General features: G+C 68.2%; 17 protein-coding genes. 12 read left to right on the top strand and 5 right to left on the bottom strand.

The features are described 5' to 3' along the window. Both eno and VEC03_RS06570 read left to right on the top strand, forming a co-directional pair. Window positions 1-988, top strand: a 988-nt coding sequence (gene eno, locus VEC03_RS06575) for a phosphopyruvate hydratase (RefSeq protein ID WP_324913753.1), incomplete at its 5' end; no start/stop codon positions are given. Continuing rightward, window positions 985-1,449: an EVE domain-containing protein gene (locus tag VEC03_RS06570; RefSeq protein WP_324913751.1), complete on the top strand. Its 465-nt coding sequence runs from the start codon at window positions 985-987 to the stop codon at window positions 1,447-1,449. The genes eno and VEC03_RS06570, both read left to right, overlap by 4 nt. 60 nt (window positions 1,450-1,509) lie before the next feature. Here VEC03_RS06570 and clpA read toward each other — a convergent pair whose 3' ends face one another. Next, complete coding sequence (gene clpA / locus VEC03_RS06565) at window positions 1,510-3,825, bottom strand: ATP-dependent Clp protease ATP-binding subunit ClpA (RefSeq protein ID WP_324913749.1); 2,316 nt, start codon at window positions 3,823-3,825, stop codon at window positions 1,510-1,512. 55 nt (window positions 3,826-3,880) lie between these two features. Then, a complete protein-coding gene (gene clpS / locus VEC03_RS06560) occupies window positions 3,881-4,249 on the bottom strand; it encodes an ATP-dependent Clp protease adapter ClpS (RefSeq protein ID WP_324913748.1) in 369 nt (122 codons plus the stop codon). A gap of 263 nt (window positions 4,250-4,512) precedes the next feature. Here clpS and VEC03_RS06555 point away from each other — a divergent pair, with 263 nt between their 5' ends. Then, window positions 4,513-4,827 carry a cold-shock protein gene (locus VEC03_RS06555; protein ID WP_324913746.1) on the top strand — a complete coding sequence of 105 codons (315 nt, stop codon included), beginning with the start codon at window positions 4,513-4,515 and terminating at the stop codon, window positions 4,825-4,827. A 121-nt stretch (window positions 4,828-4,948) separates the two neighbouring features. Here the strand turns inward: VEC03_RS06555 and icd are convergent, their stop codons facing one another. Continuing rightward, window positions 4,949-6,202: an NADP-dependent isocitrate dehydrogenase gene (icd, locus tag VEC03_RS06550; protein WP_324913744.1), complete on the bottom strand. Its 1,254-nt coding sequence runs from the start codon at window positions 6,200-6,202 to the stop codon at window positions 4,949-4,951. A 214-nt stretch (window positions 6,203-6,416) separates the two neighbouring features. Here icd and VEC03_RS06545 point away from each other — a divergent pair, with 214 nt between their 5' ends. The 3 genes from VEC03_RS06545 to VEC03_RS06535 all read left to right on the top strand — a co-directional run bounded on the left by VEC03_RS06545 (window position 6,417) and on the right by VEC03_RS06535 (window position 7,574). Continuing rightward, on the top strand, window positions 6,417-6,641 hold the full coding sequence (locus tag VEC03_RS06545; RefSeq protein WP_324913742.1) for a hypothetical protein: 225 nt from the start codon (window positions 6,417-6,419) through the stop codon (window positions 6,639-6,641). A 178-nt stretch (window positions 6,642-6,819) separates the two neighbouring features. Then, a complete protein-coding gene (locus VEC03_RS06540) occupies window positions 6,820-7,065 on the top strand; it encodes a hypothetical protein (protein ID WP_324913740.1) in 246 nt (81 codons plus the stop codon). Window positions 7,066-7,133: 68 nt separating this feature from the next. Then, window positions 7,134-7,574 (top strand): DUF192 domain-containing protein, encoded by a 441-nt coding sequence (locus tag VEC03_RS06535; RefSeq protein WP_324913738.1) that lies wholly within the window; start codon window positions 7,134-7,136, stop codon window positions 7,572-7,574. 69 nt (window positions 7,575-7,643) lie between these two features. Here the strand turns inward: VEC03_RS06535 and VEC03_RS06530 are convergent, their stop codons facing one another. Both VEC03_RS06530 and xseA read right to left on the bottom strand, forming a co-directional pair. After that, complete coding sequence (locus VEC03_RS06530; protein WP_324913736.1) at window positions 7,644-8,225, bottom strand: superoxide dismutase; 582 nt, start codon at window positions 8,223-8,225, stop codon at window positions 7,644-7,646. Between the two features lie 46 nt (window positions 8,226-8,271). Then, a complete protein-coding gene (xseA, locus tag VEC03_RS06525; protein ID WP_324913734.1) occupies window positions 8,272-9,564 on the bottom strand; it encodes an exodeoxyribonuclease VII large subunit in 1,293 nt (430 codons plus the stop codon). Between the two features lie 331 nt (window positions 9,565-9,895). Between xseA and VEC03_RS06520 the strand changes: the two genes are divergently transcribed. From VEC03_RS06520 to adk, 6 genes are all read left to right on the top strand, one after another. Next, window positions 9,896-10,528 carry a MotA/TolQ/ExbB proton channel family protein gene (locus VEC03_RS06520; RefSeq protein WP_324913732.1) on the top strand — a complete coding sequence of 211 codons (633 nt, stop codon included), beginning with the start codon at window positions 9,896-9,898 and terminating at the stop codon, window positions 10,526-10,528. Further along, window positions 10,525-10,953, top strand: coding sequence for a biopolymer transporter ExbD (locus tag VEC03_RS06515; protein WP_324913730.1), 429 nt, complete (start codon window positions 10,525-10,527; stop codon window positions 10,951-10,953). The genes VEC03_RS06520 and VEC03_RS06515 overlap by 4 nt, the downstream gene beginning before the upstream one ends. Window positions 10,954-10,958: 5 nt before the next feature. Next, on the top strand, window positions 10,959-11,960 hold the full coding sequence (gene lpxK / locus VEC03_RS06510; RefSeq protein WP_324913728.1) for a tetraacyldisaccharide 4'-kinase: 1,002 nt from the start codon (window positions 10,959-10,961) through the stop codon (window positions 11,958-11,960). Beyond that, window positions 11,941-12,147 (top strand): Trm112 family protein, encoded by a 207-nt coding sequence (locus VEC03_RS06505; RefSeq protein WP_324913726.1) that lies wholly within the window; start codon window positions 11,941-11,943, stop codon window positions 12,145-12,147. Before lpxK ends, VEC03_RS06505 begins: the two co-directional genes overlap by 20 nt. 4 nt (window positions 12,148-12,151) lie before the next feature. Then, window positions 12,152-12,922: a 3-deoxy-manno-octulosonate cytidylyltransferase gene (gene kdsB / locus VEC03_RS06500; protein ID WP_324913723.1), complete on the top strand. Its 771-nt coding sequence runs from the start codon at window positions 12,152-12,154 to the stop codon at window positions 12,920-12,922. A 111-nt stretch (window positions 12,923-13,033) separates the two neighbouring features. Further along, a partial coding sequence (adk, locus tag VEC03_RS06495) for an adenylate kinase (protein ID WP_324913721.1) occupies window positions 13,034-13,556 on the top strand: 523 nt, incomplete at its 3' end.

Raw genomic sequence — 13,556 nt, 5'->3', positions numbered from 1 at the left:
CCCGGACAAGTCGCGCCTGGGCGGCAACGCCCTGGTCGCCACCTCGCTGGCCGTCCTGCACGCGGCGGCGGCCCACGCGCGCATGCCCTTGTGGCGCTACCTCGCGCAGGGGCGGCCCGTGCGCCTGCCGCTGCCGCAGATCCAGGTCTTCGGCGGCGGGGCCCACGCCGGGCGCCGCATCGACGTGCAGGACTTCATGGTGGTCGCGATCGGCGCCGAATCGTTCGCACACGCCCTGGAGATCACGGCCGAGGTCTACCGCTGCGCCGGCGAGCTGATGCGCGAACGCGGCGCGCTGGCCGGGGTGGCCGACGAAGGCGGCTGGTGGCCCGATTTCGTGCGCAACGAGGACGCGCTGGACACGCTGGTGGCCGCCATCGAGCGAGCGGGGTTCACGCCCGGCCGGGAGGTGGCGATCGCGCTGGACATCGCCACTTCGGAATTCGGCCGGGGCGGACGCTACCGACTGGCGCTGGAGCAGCAGGAACTCGATTCCGATGCGATGTGCGAACGGCTGCTGCGCTGGATCGAGCGCTGGCCCATCGTGTCGATCGAGGACCCGCTGGCGGAGGACGACGAAGCCGCGCTGGCAGCCTTCACCCGCGCCGCCGGCGATCGGGTGCAGGTGGTCGGGGACGATTTCCTGGTGACCAGCGCACAACGGGTGGCGTCGGCCGCTGCGGCCGGCGCCTGCAACTGCGTGCTCGTCAAGCCCAACCAGGCCGGCACGGTGAGCGAAGCCTGGGCGGCCGTGCAGGCCGCGCGGGAGGCGGGCTTCGCCACCATCGTGTCGGCACGTTCGGGCGAGACGGAGGACGTGGCCATCGTCCACCTGGCCACCGGCTGGGACGCGGGCCAGCTCAAGGTGGGGTCCTTCGCCCGCTCCGAGCGCATGGCCAAGTGGAACGAAGGCATCCGCCTGGAGTCGGCCCGGCCCGGGCCGGCCGGGTTCTGGGGCCGGCAGGCGCTGGCCGGGAGCAAGCGATGAAGCAATACTGGCTGATGAAGTCCGAGCCGGACGAGGCCTCGGTGGACGACTTCCTGGCCGCGCCGAAGGCCACCATTCCGTGGACCGGCGTGCGCAACTACCAGGCGCGCAACTTCATGCGCGACCGCATGCGCGTCGACGACGGCGTGCTCTTCTATCACTCCAGTTGCGCCGAGCCGGGAATCGTCGGGATCGCGCGCGTGGCGTCGACGCCCTACCCGGACCCGACGCAGTTCGATCCGAAGTCGCCGTACTTCGACGAAGCCTCGAAACCGGAGTCGCCCCGCTGGATGCTGGTGGACGTGCAGGTGCTGCAGAAGACCCGCAACCTCACGCTGGCCGAGATGCGCTCCGTGCCCGGGCTGGCCGACATGCTCGTGCTCAAGAAGGGCAACCGGCTCTCGATCACACCGGTCGAGCCCCGGCACTGGCGCCTGGTCACCCAGCTGCTGGGCGCATGAAAAAGCCGCCTCGGCGGCGGCTTCTTCTTCAGGTTCAAGGGGCGCGGAGCCCCTGTCCCGTCACTCGCTGGAGATCTCCTCCGGCTCCGGCCTGGCCTTGCCTTCCTTCTTCGGCACCGGCTGGATGTCGAGCACGACCTCCTCCTTGTCGTCGAGGTCGACCGTCAGGCGGCCGCCGTCGGTGAGCCGGCCGAACAGCAGTTCGTCGGCCAGCGCGCGCCGGATCGTGTCCTGGATCAGGCGTTGCATCGGACGGGCGCCCATGAGTGGATCGAAGCCCTTCTTGGCCAGGTGCTTGCGCAGCTTGTCGGTGAAGGTGACTTCCACCTTCTTCTCGGCCAGCTGCTGCTCCAGCACCAGCAGGAACTTGTCGACCACGCGCAGGATGACCTGCTCGTCCAGCGCCTTGAAGCTGACGATGGCGTCCAGGCGGTTGCGGAACTCCGGCGTGAACAGGCGCTTGATGTCGGCCATCTCGTCGCCCGATTCGCGCGGGTTGGTGAAGCCGATGGCCGCCTTGTTCATGGTCTCGGCCCCCGCATTGGTCGTCATGATGATGATGACGTTGCGGAAGTCGGCCTTGCGCCCGTTGTTGTCCGTCAGCGTGCCGTGGTCCATTACCTGCAGCAGCACGTTGAAGATGTCCGGGTGCGCCTTCTCGATCTCGTCGAGCAGCAGCACCGCGTGCGGCTTCTTGGTGATGGCCTCGGTCAGCAGGCCGCCCTGGTCGAAGCCGACGTAGCCCGGAGGCGCGCCGATCAGGCGCGACACCGCGTGCCGCTCCATGTACTCGGACATGTCGAAGCGGATCAGCTCGATGCCCATGATGTAGGCCAGCTGCTTGGCGGCTTCCGTCTTGCCGACGCCCGTGGGGCCGGAGAACAGGAAGGAGCCGATCGGCTTGTCGCCCTTGCCCAAGCCCGAGCGCGCCATCTTCACGGCGCCGGCCAGCACCTCGAGCGCCTTGTCCTGGCCGAACACCACGGACTTGAGGTCGCGCTCCAGGTTCTGCAGCTTGCCGCGGTCGTCGTTGGAGACGTTGGCCGGCGGAATGCGGGCGATCTTGGCCACGATCTCCTCGACCTCGGTCTTGGAGATCGTCTTCTTGCGCTTGCCCGCGGGCAGGATGCGCTGGGCCGCGCCCGCCTCGTCGATCACGTCGATGGCCTTGTCGGGCAGGTGCCGGTCATTGATGTACTTGGCCGACAGCTCGGCCGCCGCCTGCAGGGCGTTGGCAGCGTACTTGACGCTGTGGTGCTCCTCGAAGCGCGACTTCAGGCCCTTGAGGATCTCGATGGTCTGCTCGACGCTCGGCTCCACCACGTCGACCTTCTGGAAGCGCCGCGACAGGGCCGCGTCCTTCTCGAAGATGCCGCGGTACTCGGTGAAGGTGGTCGCGCCGATGCACTTGAGCTGGCCGCTGGACAGCGCCGGCTTGAGCAGGTTGGACGCGTCCAGAGTGCCGCCCGAGGCCGCGCCGGCCCCGATCAGGGTGTGGATCTCGTCGATGAACAGGATGGCGTTGGGCTTGTCCTTCAGCGACTTGAGCACGCCCTTGAGGCGCTGCTCGAAGTCGCCGCGGTACTTGGTGCCGGCCAGCAGCGCGCCCATGTCCAGCGAATAGACGTTGGACTCGGCCAGGATCTCCGGCACGTCCTTCTGGACGATGCGCCAGGCCAGGCCCTCCGCAATGGCCGTCTTGCCGACGCCGGCCTCACCGACCAGCAGCGGGTTGTTCTTGCGCCGCCGGCACAGGATCTGGATGACGCGCTCGACCTCGTACTCGCGGCCGATCAGCGGGTCGATCTTGCCGTCGCGCGCCGCCTGGTTGAGGTTCTGCGTGAACTGCTCCAGAGGCGAGGCCTTCTCGTTCTTCTCGCCGCCCTCTTCGCCGTCCGCGCCGCCCGCCTCGCCGCTCTTGGCGGGCTCGGGCGGGTCGCTCTTCTTGATGCCGTGGGCAATGAAATTGACCACGTCCAGCCGCGTCACGCCCTGCTGGTGCAGGTAGTACACGGCATGCGAGTCCTTCTCGCCGAAGATGGCCACCAGCACGTTGGCGCCGGTGACTTCCTTCTTGCCGTTGCCGGTGGACTGCACGTGCATGATGGCGCGCTGGATCACGCGCTGGAACCCGAGCGTCGGCTGGGTGTCGACGTCGTCGGTCCCGGCGACCTGCGGGGTGTTGTCCTTGATGAAGTTGGACAGCGACTTGCGCAGGTCGTCGATGTTCGCCGAGCATGCCCGGAGCACTTCGGCCGCGCTGGGGTTGTCCAGCAGGGCCAGCAGCAGGTGTTCCACGGTGATGAACTCGTGGCGCTGCTGCCGGGCCTCCACGAACGCCATGTGGAGGCTGACTTCCAATTCCTGGGCAATCATGAACTTTCCTTTTACCGTGGCTTGCTTCGATCGCGGTGAAGGCTTTGAGTCCGCCTTACTCGACAGGTTCACTCACGCATTGCAGCGGGTGTCCTGCCTGCCGGGCGGCCTCCTGGACCTGCTCGACCTTGGTGGCGGCCACATCCCGTGAATACACGCCGCAGATGCCTTTACCGTCGAGGTGGATCTTGAGCATGATCTGGGTGGCCGTCTCCCGGTCCTTGTTGAAGAACTCCTGGATGACCACCACGACGAATTCCATCGGGGTGTAGTCGTCGTTCAGCATGACGACCTGGTACATCTGCGGGGGCTTGGTCTTCTGGGTCCGCCGCTCGAGCACCACGGAGCCGCCATCGTCGTCCGTCGGCTGCGCGCGAGGCGCGACCGGTGCGGGCACGGGGGGTTTGCTGGCCATGAAATTCATTCTATCGAGCAGCCTCTCGCACTGCACCGCAAAAGTGAAATGGTGACGGGGGCGCCACATTCAAGCGGCCTCCGCCGCGCGACGCCCGGGGCAGCCAGAGCCCAAAAAACGCGCCTGCTTCATTGTCCCAGCCAGCCGCCGCCCGGCGCCGTTTGCTGGCTCCTTTGGGTCAGCAAAACTTTAGTATGTGAAAATATTGACAGCATCGGCCGGAATCCGGGACACTCGCACGCAGTTACGAGGGAACGGAAAGAGGCCCAGTCATGGCGACCGGTACTGTCAAGTGGTTCAACGATGCGAAGGGCTTTGGATTCATCGAGCCGGATGGCGGCGGGTCGGACGTCTTCGCCCATTTCTCGGCCATTGCGATGGACGGCTTCAAGACCCTCAAGCAGGGCTCGCGCGTGAGCTTCGAGATCACCCAGGGCCCCAAGGGCCAGCTCGCCCAGAACATCCAGACCGAGATGCAGCCCATCCGTACCGAGTCACCCGCCGGCGAGCGCCCGCCCCGGCAGTCCAAGGTGCGGGCGCCGCAGTTCCACGCGGCGGCGCTGAGGCCGGACCTGCCGGCCGAATAAGTCACCCATCCCGGAAAAGAAACAGCCGCCTTGGGGCGGCTGTTGCGTTCTGGGCCATGGATCCCCGCCTGCGCTTGGCTCGCGGGGATGACCCGGCGGGGCGGAGCGCCCCGTTGCCAGGTCACATGTGGTCGATCATGACCTGGCCGAAGCCGGAGCAGGACACCTGGGTGGCGCCGTCCATGAGGCGGGCGAAGTCGTAGGTGACCTTCTTGGACTGGATCGACTTTTCCATGGAGCTGATGATGAGGTCGGCCGCCTCGGTCCAGCCCATGTGGCGCAGCATCATCTCGGCCGAGAGGATCTCGGAGCCCGGGTTGACGTAGTCCTTGCCGGCGTACTTGGGCGCCGTCCCGTGGGTGGCCTCGAACATGGCGACCGTGTCGCTGAGGTTGGCACCCGGGGCGATGCCGATGCCGCCGACCTGCGCGGCCAGGGCGTCGGAGACGTAGTCGCCGTTCAGGTTGAGCGTGGCGATCACGCTGTACTCGGCCGGGCGCAGCAGGATCTGCTGCAGGAAGGCGTCGGCGATGCTGTCCTTGATGACGATGTCCTTGCCCGTCTTCGGGTTCTTGAACTTGCACCACGGGCCGCCGTCGATCGGCTGGGCGCCGAACTCGCGCTGGGCCAGGGCATAGCCCCAGTCACGGAAGCCGCCTTCCGTGAACTTCATGATGTTGCCCTTGTGCACCAGGGTGACGCTGGGCTTGTCGTTGTCGATGGCGTACTGGATGGCCTTGCGCACCAGGCGCTCGGTGCCCTCGATCGAGACCGGCTTGATGCCGATGCCGGAGGTCTCGGGGAAGCGGATCTTGGTGACGCCCATCTCCTTGATCAGGAAATTGATGAGCTTCTGGGCCTTCTCGGTCTTCGCCTCGTACTCGATGCCGGCGTAGATGTCCTCGGAGTTCTCGCGGAAGATGACCATGTGGGTCTTCTCCGGCTCCTTCAGCGGCGAGGGCACGCCCTTGAAGTACTGGATCGGGCGCAGGCAGACGTACAGGTCCAGCTCCTGGCGCAGGGCCACGTTCAGCGAGCGGATACCGCCGCCCACGGGGGTGGTCAGCGGACCCTTGATGGAGACGACATAGTCGCGCACCGCGTGCAGCGTTTCCTCCGGCAGCCAGACGTCGGGCCCATACACCTTGGTCGACTTCTCGCCGGCATAGACCTCCATCCAGTGGATCTTGCGCTTGCCGCCGTAGGCCTTGGCGACGGCGGCATCGACCACCTTCAGCATGACCGGCGTGATGTCCATCCCCGTGCCGTCGCCCTCGATGAAGGGAATGATCGGCTGGTCCGGCACGTTCAGCGAAGTGTCGGCGTTGACGGTGATCTTCTGGCCCTGGCTGGGCACCTTGATGTGCTGGTACATGGAGGGAAACGTCCTTCGGGGAGGCTGGGTGAGCTTGCGTTGATGCCGGCTTCGGCAAACCTCGGGATTCTAGCCGCCGCAGCGCGACCGCCCGGCCGCGCCATCGGGAACAACCCCTGCCTTGTCAACCGAACCGCGACAGCCCGCGTTGCGGCATGAGCTTCCCGGCAACGGGAGGTGCGTCTCGAAAATCATCATCCCAAAGGAAACAACCATGAACAAGCTTCTCGGCGCCCTGATCGCCACCCTCTTCGCCGCCTCGGCCTTCGCGCAAGCCGCCGCGCCGGCGGCCCCGGCCACGCCGGCGGCGCCTGCCAAGGCCGAAGCCAAGAAGGAAGACAAGGCCGAAGCCAAGGCGGAAAAGAAGGAAGCCAAGGCCGACAAGAAGGCTGCCAAGAAGGCCGCCAAGGCCGAAGCGAAGGAAGAAGCCAAGAAGTAAGCCTTCCTGGCTCGCGATCGATGCCCGCCGCGTGCGGGCATTTTTTCTTTCGACGCCAGCCGCACTGCGGCGAAGCGCTGTCAACGCCCGCATCCGTCCTGCCGTTACGGTGAGGCCTTCCGAAACCGGGAGGAGTGCCGCAACCCGGCTCCCATCTGACCCGAAAGGATCCCCGACCATGTCCAAACTGCTCGCCGCACTGACGGCCGCCCTGTTCTCCGCCGCCGTCTTCGCGCAGGCCACCCCCGCGACGCCGGCGACTCCTGCTGCCCCGGCCAAGGCCGAAGCGAAGAAGGAAGAGAAGGCTGCCGCCAAGGAAGAAAAGGCCGCCGCGAAGGAAGACAAGGCCGCCGCCAAGCCGGCCAAGAAGTCGACCAAGAAGACCGCGAAGAAGGCCAAGAAGACCGAGGACAAGAAGGCCTGAACAACTGGCCCACGCCCGGCAGGCGCCCGCTTCGGCGGGCGCTTGCGTTTCCGGCCCACAATCACGCCATGAAAGCCTTGATTGCCAGCGCAGCCTTGCTCGCCGCCATGGGCGCGGCTTCGGCGCAGGAGCCCCAGACGAACCTGCCGCGCGTGCGCCTCGCGGCCGGCATGCACCAGATCGACGCCCAGGTCGCCCGGTCCACGGACGAACGCGCAACCGGCCTCATGTGGCGCAAGCAGATGCCCCAGCACGAAGGCATGCTGTTCGTGTTCGCGCAGCCTTCGGTGCAGTGCTTCTGGATGAGGAACACCTTGCTGCCCCTGTCGGCCGCCTTCCTCGACGACGACGGCACCATCGTCAACATCGCCGACATGCAGCCGCAGTCGCTCGACTCCCACTGCTCCGAGCGCCCGGTCCGCTACGTGCTCGAGATGAACCAGGGCTGGTTCGCCAAGCGCGCGCTCAAGCCCGGGTCCAAGCTGACTGGCCAGCCTTTCCAGCGGTAACGGAATCCAGAAAAGGACAAAGGCCGCAAAGCGGCCCTTGTTTCCCGTTGGAGCGTAGCGGTTGCGCAGTCAACCGAAGTTCTTCTGCGCGAACTCCCAGTTCGCCAGCTTGTCCAGGAAGGTCTCGACGAACTTCTGGCGCAGGTTGCGGTAGTCGATGTAGTAGGCGTGCTCCCAGACGTCCACCGTCAGCAGCGCCTTGTCGGCGGTGGTCAGCGGCGTGCCGGCCGCGCCGGTGTTGACGATGTCGACGCCGCCGTCCGGCTTCTTCACCAGCCAGGTCCAGCCCGAGCCGAAGTTGCCGACGGCGGACTTCACGAAGGCCTCGCGGAACGCCGCGTAGCTGCCCCACTTGGCCTGGATCGCCTGGGCCAGGGCGCCGGTGGGCTCGCCGCCGCCGTTGGGCTTCATGCAGTTCCAGAAGAAGGTGTGGTTCCAGACCTGGGCGGAGTTGTTGTAGATGCCGCCGGAGGACTTCTTGATGATGTCCTCGAGGGCCATGTTCTCGAACTCGGTGCCCTTCTGCAGGTTGTTCAGGTTCACCACATAGGCGTTGTGGTGCTTGCCGTGGTGGAACTCCAGGGTCTCCTTGGAATAGTGCGGCGCCAGCGCGTCGATGGGGTACGGGAGCGGGGGCAGGGTGTGTTCCATGGTGATCCTCGAGTTGATGTTTGTCGGAAGCGAACGATTCTAGGCACTAAAGCAACCTCGGCCGGGACACGGTCAGATCAACCTCTCCCTCCGCAAGGGTCGCCCGCAGCGCTTGCCCGGGGCGGGTCTGCCCGGCGCGGCTGACCACGTGGCCCTGCTCATCCGTCAGCAGCGCGTAGCCCCGCTGCAGCACCAGCTTCGGGTCGAGCAGTTGCAGCCGGAGGCCGGCGCGGTTCAGCAGATCGTGCTGCCGCTGCAGGCAGCGCGCGAGTGCCGCGGCGCGACCCGTCTCCTTGCCAGCCAGCTCGGACCGCGCGCGCTCCAGCCGCATCCGGACCGCATGCTGCAGCCGATCACCCAGCTGCGCGACCGTCCTCTGCTGCTGCCCGAGTCGCGTCGAGGGACGCCCCAGCCGCGCGGCCGCGCCGTCCAGCCGCTGCGCAGCCGTATCCAGCCGGCGCTGGATCACCGAGCGCAGGCGCTCGTCCACGGCCTGCAGCGTGTTCAGCAACTCGGCGCGCGGCCGCGACACCAGTTCGGCCGCCGCGGTCGGCGTCGGCGCGCGCAGGTCCGCGCAGAAGTCGGCGATCGTGAAGTCCGTTTCATGGCCGACTCCGCACACCAGCGGGACCGGGCTGCGCACCACCGCGCGAGCCACCGCCTCCTCGTTGAAGGACCACAAGTCCTCGATCGACCCGCCTCCGCGCACCAGCAGGATCACGTCGATGCGCCCGGACTCCGCCTCGCGATAGAGCGACTCCAGCGCGCGGACCAGTTCGCCGGCCGCCTGCGGGCCCTGCACTGGCGCCGGCGCCAGCACCACCGGGATGTGCGGCACCCGCCGGCCCAGCGCCGTCGCCACGTCGTGCAAGGCGGCGGCACCGGTCGACGTCACCAGCCCGATCGCCCGCGGCATGGCGGGCAACGGCCGCTTGCGGGCGGCATCGAACAAACCTTCGGCTTCCAGACGGGCCTTCATCTGCGCGAAGCGCTCGTACCAGGCGCCCTGCCCAGCCCGCCGCAGGCTCTCGACCACCAGTTGCAGGTCGCCCCGCGGTTCGTAGACCGTCAACCGGCCCTGCACCTCGACCAGGTCGCCATCGCGCGGAACGAAATCCAGCAGGCCGGCTGCGCGGCGGAACATGGCGCAGCGCAGCTGCCCCTGCGGGTCCTTCAGCGAGAAGTACAGGTGGCCACTGGACGGCCGCGAGCAGCCCGAGATCTCGCCGCGCACCGCGACCGGGTTGAGCCGGGCATCGAGGAAGTCAGCAACGGCGCGGCATAGCGCGCCGACCTGCCAGATCCGCGGCGCCGATACTGGGTCTGCGGCGCCGTTCACCAGGGCTGGCGCGGCCGTACGCCGAATTGGGGGCTGCGACTAGTCCACAGCAGGCGCGTGCTGCACATGGAAACGGTTGGGTAGCGGGAAAACGCTGATTCCATCGAGCAAGTGCTTGATTTCAAAGGAAATTCCCTTGCTCAATTGGTGATCGATCTGACATCTGGAAGCATCCGCGCGGCTTGCGCGGGCAGGGGGTGGGCTTTCTGCACAAAGTTGTCCACAACTTCTGTGGGTCGGCTCCTACCCGCGATGGCGTTTGTCCGACAGCCCATGAGCTCCCCCATAATCGCAGCCACTTCTGCATTCACACGCCCGGCGGAGCCCCGTTTTGTTTTCGATCATACAAGCCGCAGGCTGGCCGATCTGGCCGCTGGTTGCCTGCTCCATCCTTGCCCTGGCCCTGGTCATCGAACGCTTCCTCAGCCTGAAAACCGCCCGCGTGGCGCCCCCGAAGCTGCTGGACGAGGCCATCTCCGTGTCCCGGTCCGCCGTGCCCGGCCCGGACGTGGTGACCCAGCTCGAACAGAACTCGGCACTGGGCGAGGTCCTGGCCAGCGGGTTCCGCGCGCTCAACAGCGACCCGCGCTGCACCGAGTCCGACCTGCGCGCCACGGTGGAGGGAACCGGCCGCGCCGTCGCCCACCGCCTGGAGCGCTACCTGAGCGCGTTGGCCACCATCGCCTCGGCAGCGCCCCTGCTCGGGCTATTCGGCACCGTGGTCGGCATGATCGAGATCTTCGGCTCGCAGGCCCCGACGGGTGGCGCGACCGGCGGCAACCCGGCCCAGCTCGCGCACGGCATCTCGGTGGCGCTCTACAACACGGCGTTCGGCCTGATCATCGCCATCCCGGCCCTGATCTTCTGGCGCTATTTCCGCGCCCGGGTCGACGCCTACCTGCTCACGCTGGAACTGGCGTCCGAGCGCTTCGTGCGCCACCTGTTGGCCCTGCGACGCGCATGAACTTCCGCGGCCAATCCCGGGAAGAGCCGGAGATCAACCTGATCCCGTTCATCGACGTGCTGCTGGTGGTGCTGATCTTCCTGATGCTGTCCACCACCTACAGCAAGTTCACGGAGCTGCAGCTGCGCCTGCCGGTGGCCGATGCCGACGCCCAGCGCGACTACCCGCGCGAGGTGATCGTGGGCGTGGCCAGCGACGGCCGCTACACCGTCAACCGCGACCCGGTCAGCGGCCGAGGACCGGAGGTGCTGGCGCTGGCGCTCACCGAAGCGGCCAAGGCCGGGCGCGAGAGCGTCATCATCATCAGCGCCGATGCGACGGCGCCGCACCAGTCGGTGATCACCGTGCTGGAAGCGGCGCGCCGGGCCGGGCTGCAGCAGATCACCTTCGCGGCCCAGTCGTCGGCGCAGGCCGGCGGCCGCTGAGGCCGATGCGCCAGGCCCTGCAGAGCGCCTGGCTGCGCCGGGGGCCGCTCGCCTGGGCGCTGCGCCCGATCTCCGTCCTGTACGGGCTCGCGCTGCGGCTGCGGAATGCCCTGTACCGCACCGGCGTGATCGCCGTCGAGCGCGCGCCGGTGCCGGTCGTGGTCGTGGGCAACGTGGTCGCCGGCGGTGCGGGCAAGACACCCGTGGTGATGGCGATCGCCGAGCGGCTCACGGCCCACGGGCTCAAGGTCGGCGTGGTCTCGCGCGGCCATGGCCGGCGCACCGGCGAGTGCCGCGAGGTCACGCCGGGCAGTGATCCGGCCGAGGTCGGCGACGAGCCCCTGCTCGTGGCCACGCGCTGCCGGCTGCCGGTGTTCGTCGCCGCGCAGCGCCCGCAGGCCTTGCGGGCACTGCTGCAGGCGCATCCCGGCACGCAGGTGGTCCTCAGCGACGATGGCCTGCAGCACCGCGCCATGGCGCGCGACGTGGAGATCTGCGTGTTCGACCGGCGCGGCGTCGGCAACGGCTGGCTGCTGCCCGCCGGCCCGCTGCGCGAGCCCTGGCCGCGCGCCGTCGACCTGGTGCTGCGGGACGGGCAGGCGCCGGACATCGAGGGCTTCGTCATCCGCCGGCGGCTGGCCAGCCATGCCTGGCGCTCCGACGGCGAGCGCGTGGACCTGAAGGCGCTGGCCGCGCAGGGCGAGTGCGCCGCGCTCGCCGGCATCGCCCAGCCGCAGGTCTTCTTCGAGCAGTTGCGCACCGCCGGTGTCCGCCTGCGGGACACCTGGCCGCTACCCGACCACCACGACTTCGGCGCCGGCGGCCCCTGGACGGCGACTTCGCTGCCGCTGCTGTGTACCGAAAAGGATGCGGCCAAGCTCTGGCGCCACCGGCCCGACGCCTGGGCCGTGCCGCTGGAGCTGGACATCGACGACGGGTTCTGGCCGGCGCTGCAATCGCTGCTGCAGCCACGGCTATCATCGACGCATGGACCCCAAACTGCTTGAGCTGCTGGTCTGCCCGGTCACCAAGGGCCACCTCGACTACGACCGCTCGCGGCAGGAACTGGTCTCGCGCAGCGCCCGCCTCGCCTACCCGATCCGCGACGGCATCCCGGTGCTGCTGGAGGACGAGGCGCGCACCCTGAGCGACGAGGAACTCGAGCGCCTGCCGACCCGCACGCCGCTCGCCTAGTTCCGTGGGCTTCACCGTCGTCATTCCCGCGCGGCTGGCCTCGACCCGGCTGCCCCGCAAGCCGCTGGCCGACATCGCCGGAAAGCCCATGGTGGTCCGCGTGGCCGAGCGCGCACAGCGCTGCGCCGCCAGTCGTGTCGTCATCGCCGCGGATGACGAGCAGATCGTGGCCGCCTGCGGCCGCCATGGCATCGAGGCGATCCTGACCTCCCCCGAGCATCCGTCCGGCACCGACCGGCTGGCCGAGGCGAGCCGCGCGCTGGCCCTGGGCGACGACGAGATCGTGGTCAACGTGCAGGGCGACGAGCCGCTGATGGACCCCGGCCTGATCGACGCCGTCGCCGGACTGCTGCTGCGGTCGGACGCGTCCATGGGCACGGCGGCACACCCCTTGCACGACCCGGCCGAGTTCGCCAATCCGAACGTGGTCAAGGTGGTCACCGACGCGGCCGGCCTCGCCCTCTACTTCAGCCGCGCGCCGATCGCATGGTGGCGCGACGGCTTCTCCAGCGGCATCGGCCGCCTGCCGGAGCCGGCCCCGCTGCGGCACGTCGGCATCTACGCCTACCGGGTCGGCTTCCTGCGCCTGTTCCCGACCCTGCCCCAGGCGCCGATCGAGCGGACCGAGTCCCTGGAGCAGTTGCGGGCCCTGTGGCACGGCCATCGGATCGCGGTGCACGTCACCGACCAGGCGCCCGGCCCCGGCGTGGACACGCCCGAGGACCTGGAGCGGGTCCGCGCCGTGTTCGCGCAGCTGCGCCCCACAGGAGGCTGAGGAAAGTCACGCAGAGCCTGCATGCTATCCTCAACCGAACGATGCGCAGCGGCCCGGCGCGTGGATGACCCAGGGCCCGCAGCGCCCGCTTCCAACCATCCGAGGACATCCATGAGACTGATCTTGCTGGGCGCGCCGGGCGCAGGCAAAGGCACGCAGGCCACGTTCATCTGCCAGAAGTACGGCATCCCCCAGATTTCCACCGGCGACATGTTGCGCGCCGCGGTGAAGGCGGGCACGCCGCTGGGCATGGCGGCCAAGCAGGTGATGGATGCGGGCGGCCTGGTCGGCGACGACATCATCATCGGCCTCGTGAAGGAGCGCCTGACGCAGCCCGATTGCGCCAACGGCTTCCTGTTCGACGGCTTCCCGCGCACCATCCCGCAGGCCGAGGCGATGAAGCAGGCCGGCGTCAAGCTCGATTACGTGCTGGAGATCGACGTGCCCTTCGAGGCCATCGTCGAGCGCATGAGCGGCCGCCGCTCGCACGTGGCCTCGGGCCGCACCTACCACGTCAAGTTCAACCCGCCCAAGGTGGCCGGCGTGGACGACGTCACCGGCGAGCCGCTGATCCAGCGCGACGACGACAAGGAAGAGACGGTCATGAAGCGCCTGCAGGTGTATGCCTCGCAGA

This window comes from Ramlibacter sp., from assembly GCF_035627355.1.
GTDB lineage: Bacteria > Pseudomonadota > Gammaproteobacteria > Burkholderiales > Burkholderiaceae_C > Ramlibacter.
Note: the sequence above shows the minus strand (reverse complement) of the source record. Positions and strands in the feature narration are given on the sequence as shown.

Bases quoted from the DNA above. Each gene is read 5' to 3' on its own strand.
- VEC03_RS06570 (WP_324913751.1), top strand. From the start codon at position 985: ATGAAGCAATACTGGCTGATGAAGTCCGAGCCGGACGAGGCCTCGGTG.
- clpA (WP_324913749.1), bottom strand. From the start codon at position 3,825: ATGATTGCCCAGGAATTGGAAGTCAGCCTCCACATGGCGTTCGTGGAG.
- clpS (WP_324913748.1), bottom strand. From the start codon at position 4,249: ATGAATTTCATGGCCAGCAAACCCCCCGTGCCCGCACCGGTCGCGCCT.
- VEC03_RS06555 (WP_324913746.1), top strand. From the start codon at position 4,513: ATGGCGACCGGTACTGTCAAGTGGTTCAACGATGCGAAGGGCTTTGGA.
- icd (WP_324913744.1), bottom strand. From the start codon at position 6,202: ATGTACCAGCACATCAAGGTGCCCAGCCAGGGCCAGAAGATCACCGTC.
- VEC03_RS06545 (WP_324913742.1), top strand. From the start codon at position 6,417: ATGAACAAGCTTCTCGGCGCCCTGATCGCCACCCTCTTCGCCGCCTCG.
- VEC03_RS06540 (WP_324913740.1), top strand. From the start codon at position 6,820: ATGTCCAAACTGCTCGCCGCACTGACGGCCGCCCTGTTCTCCGCCGCC.
- VEC03_RS06535 (WP_324913738.1), top strand. From the start codon at position 7,134: ATGAAAGCCTTGATTGCCAGCGCAGCCTTGCTCGCCGCCATGGGCGCG.
- VEC03_RS06530 (WP_324913736.1), bottom strand. From the start codon at position 8,225: ATGGAACACACCCTGCCCCCGCTCCCGTACCCCATCGACGCGCTGGCG.
- VEC03_RS06515 (WP_324913730.1), top strand. From the start codon at position 10,525: ATGAACTTCCGCGGCCAATCCCGGGAAGAGCCGGAGATCAACCTGATC.
- lpxK (WP_324913728.1), top strand. From the start codon at position 10,959: ATGCGCCAGGCCCTGCAGAGCGCCTGGCTGCGCCGGGGGCCGCTCGCC.
- VEC03_RS06505 (WP_324913726.1), top strand. From the start codon at position 11,941: ATGGACCCCAAACTGCTTGAGCTGCTGGTCTGCCCGGTCACCAAGGGC.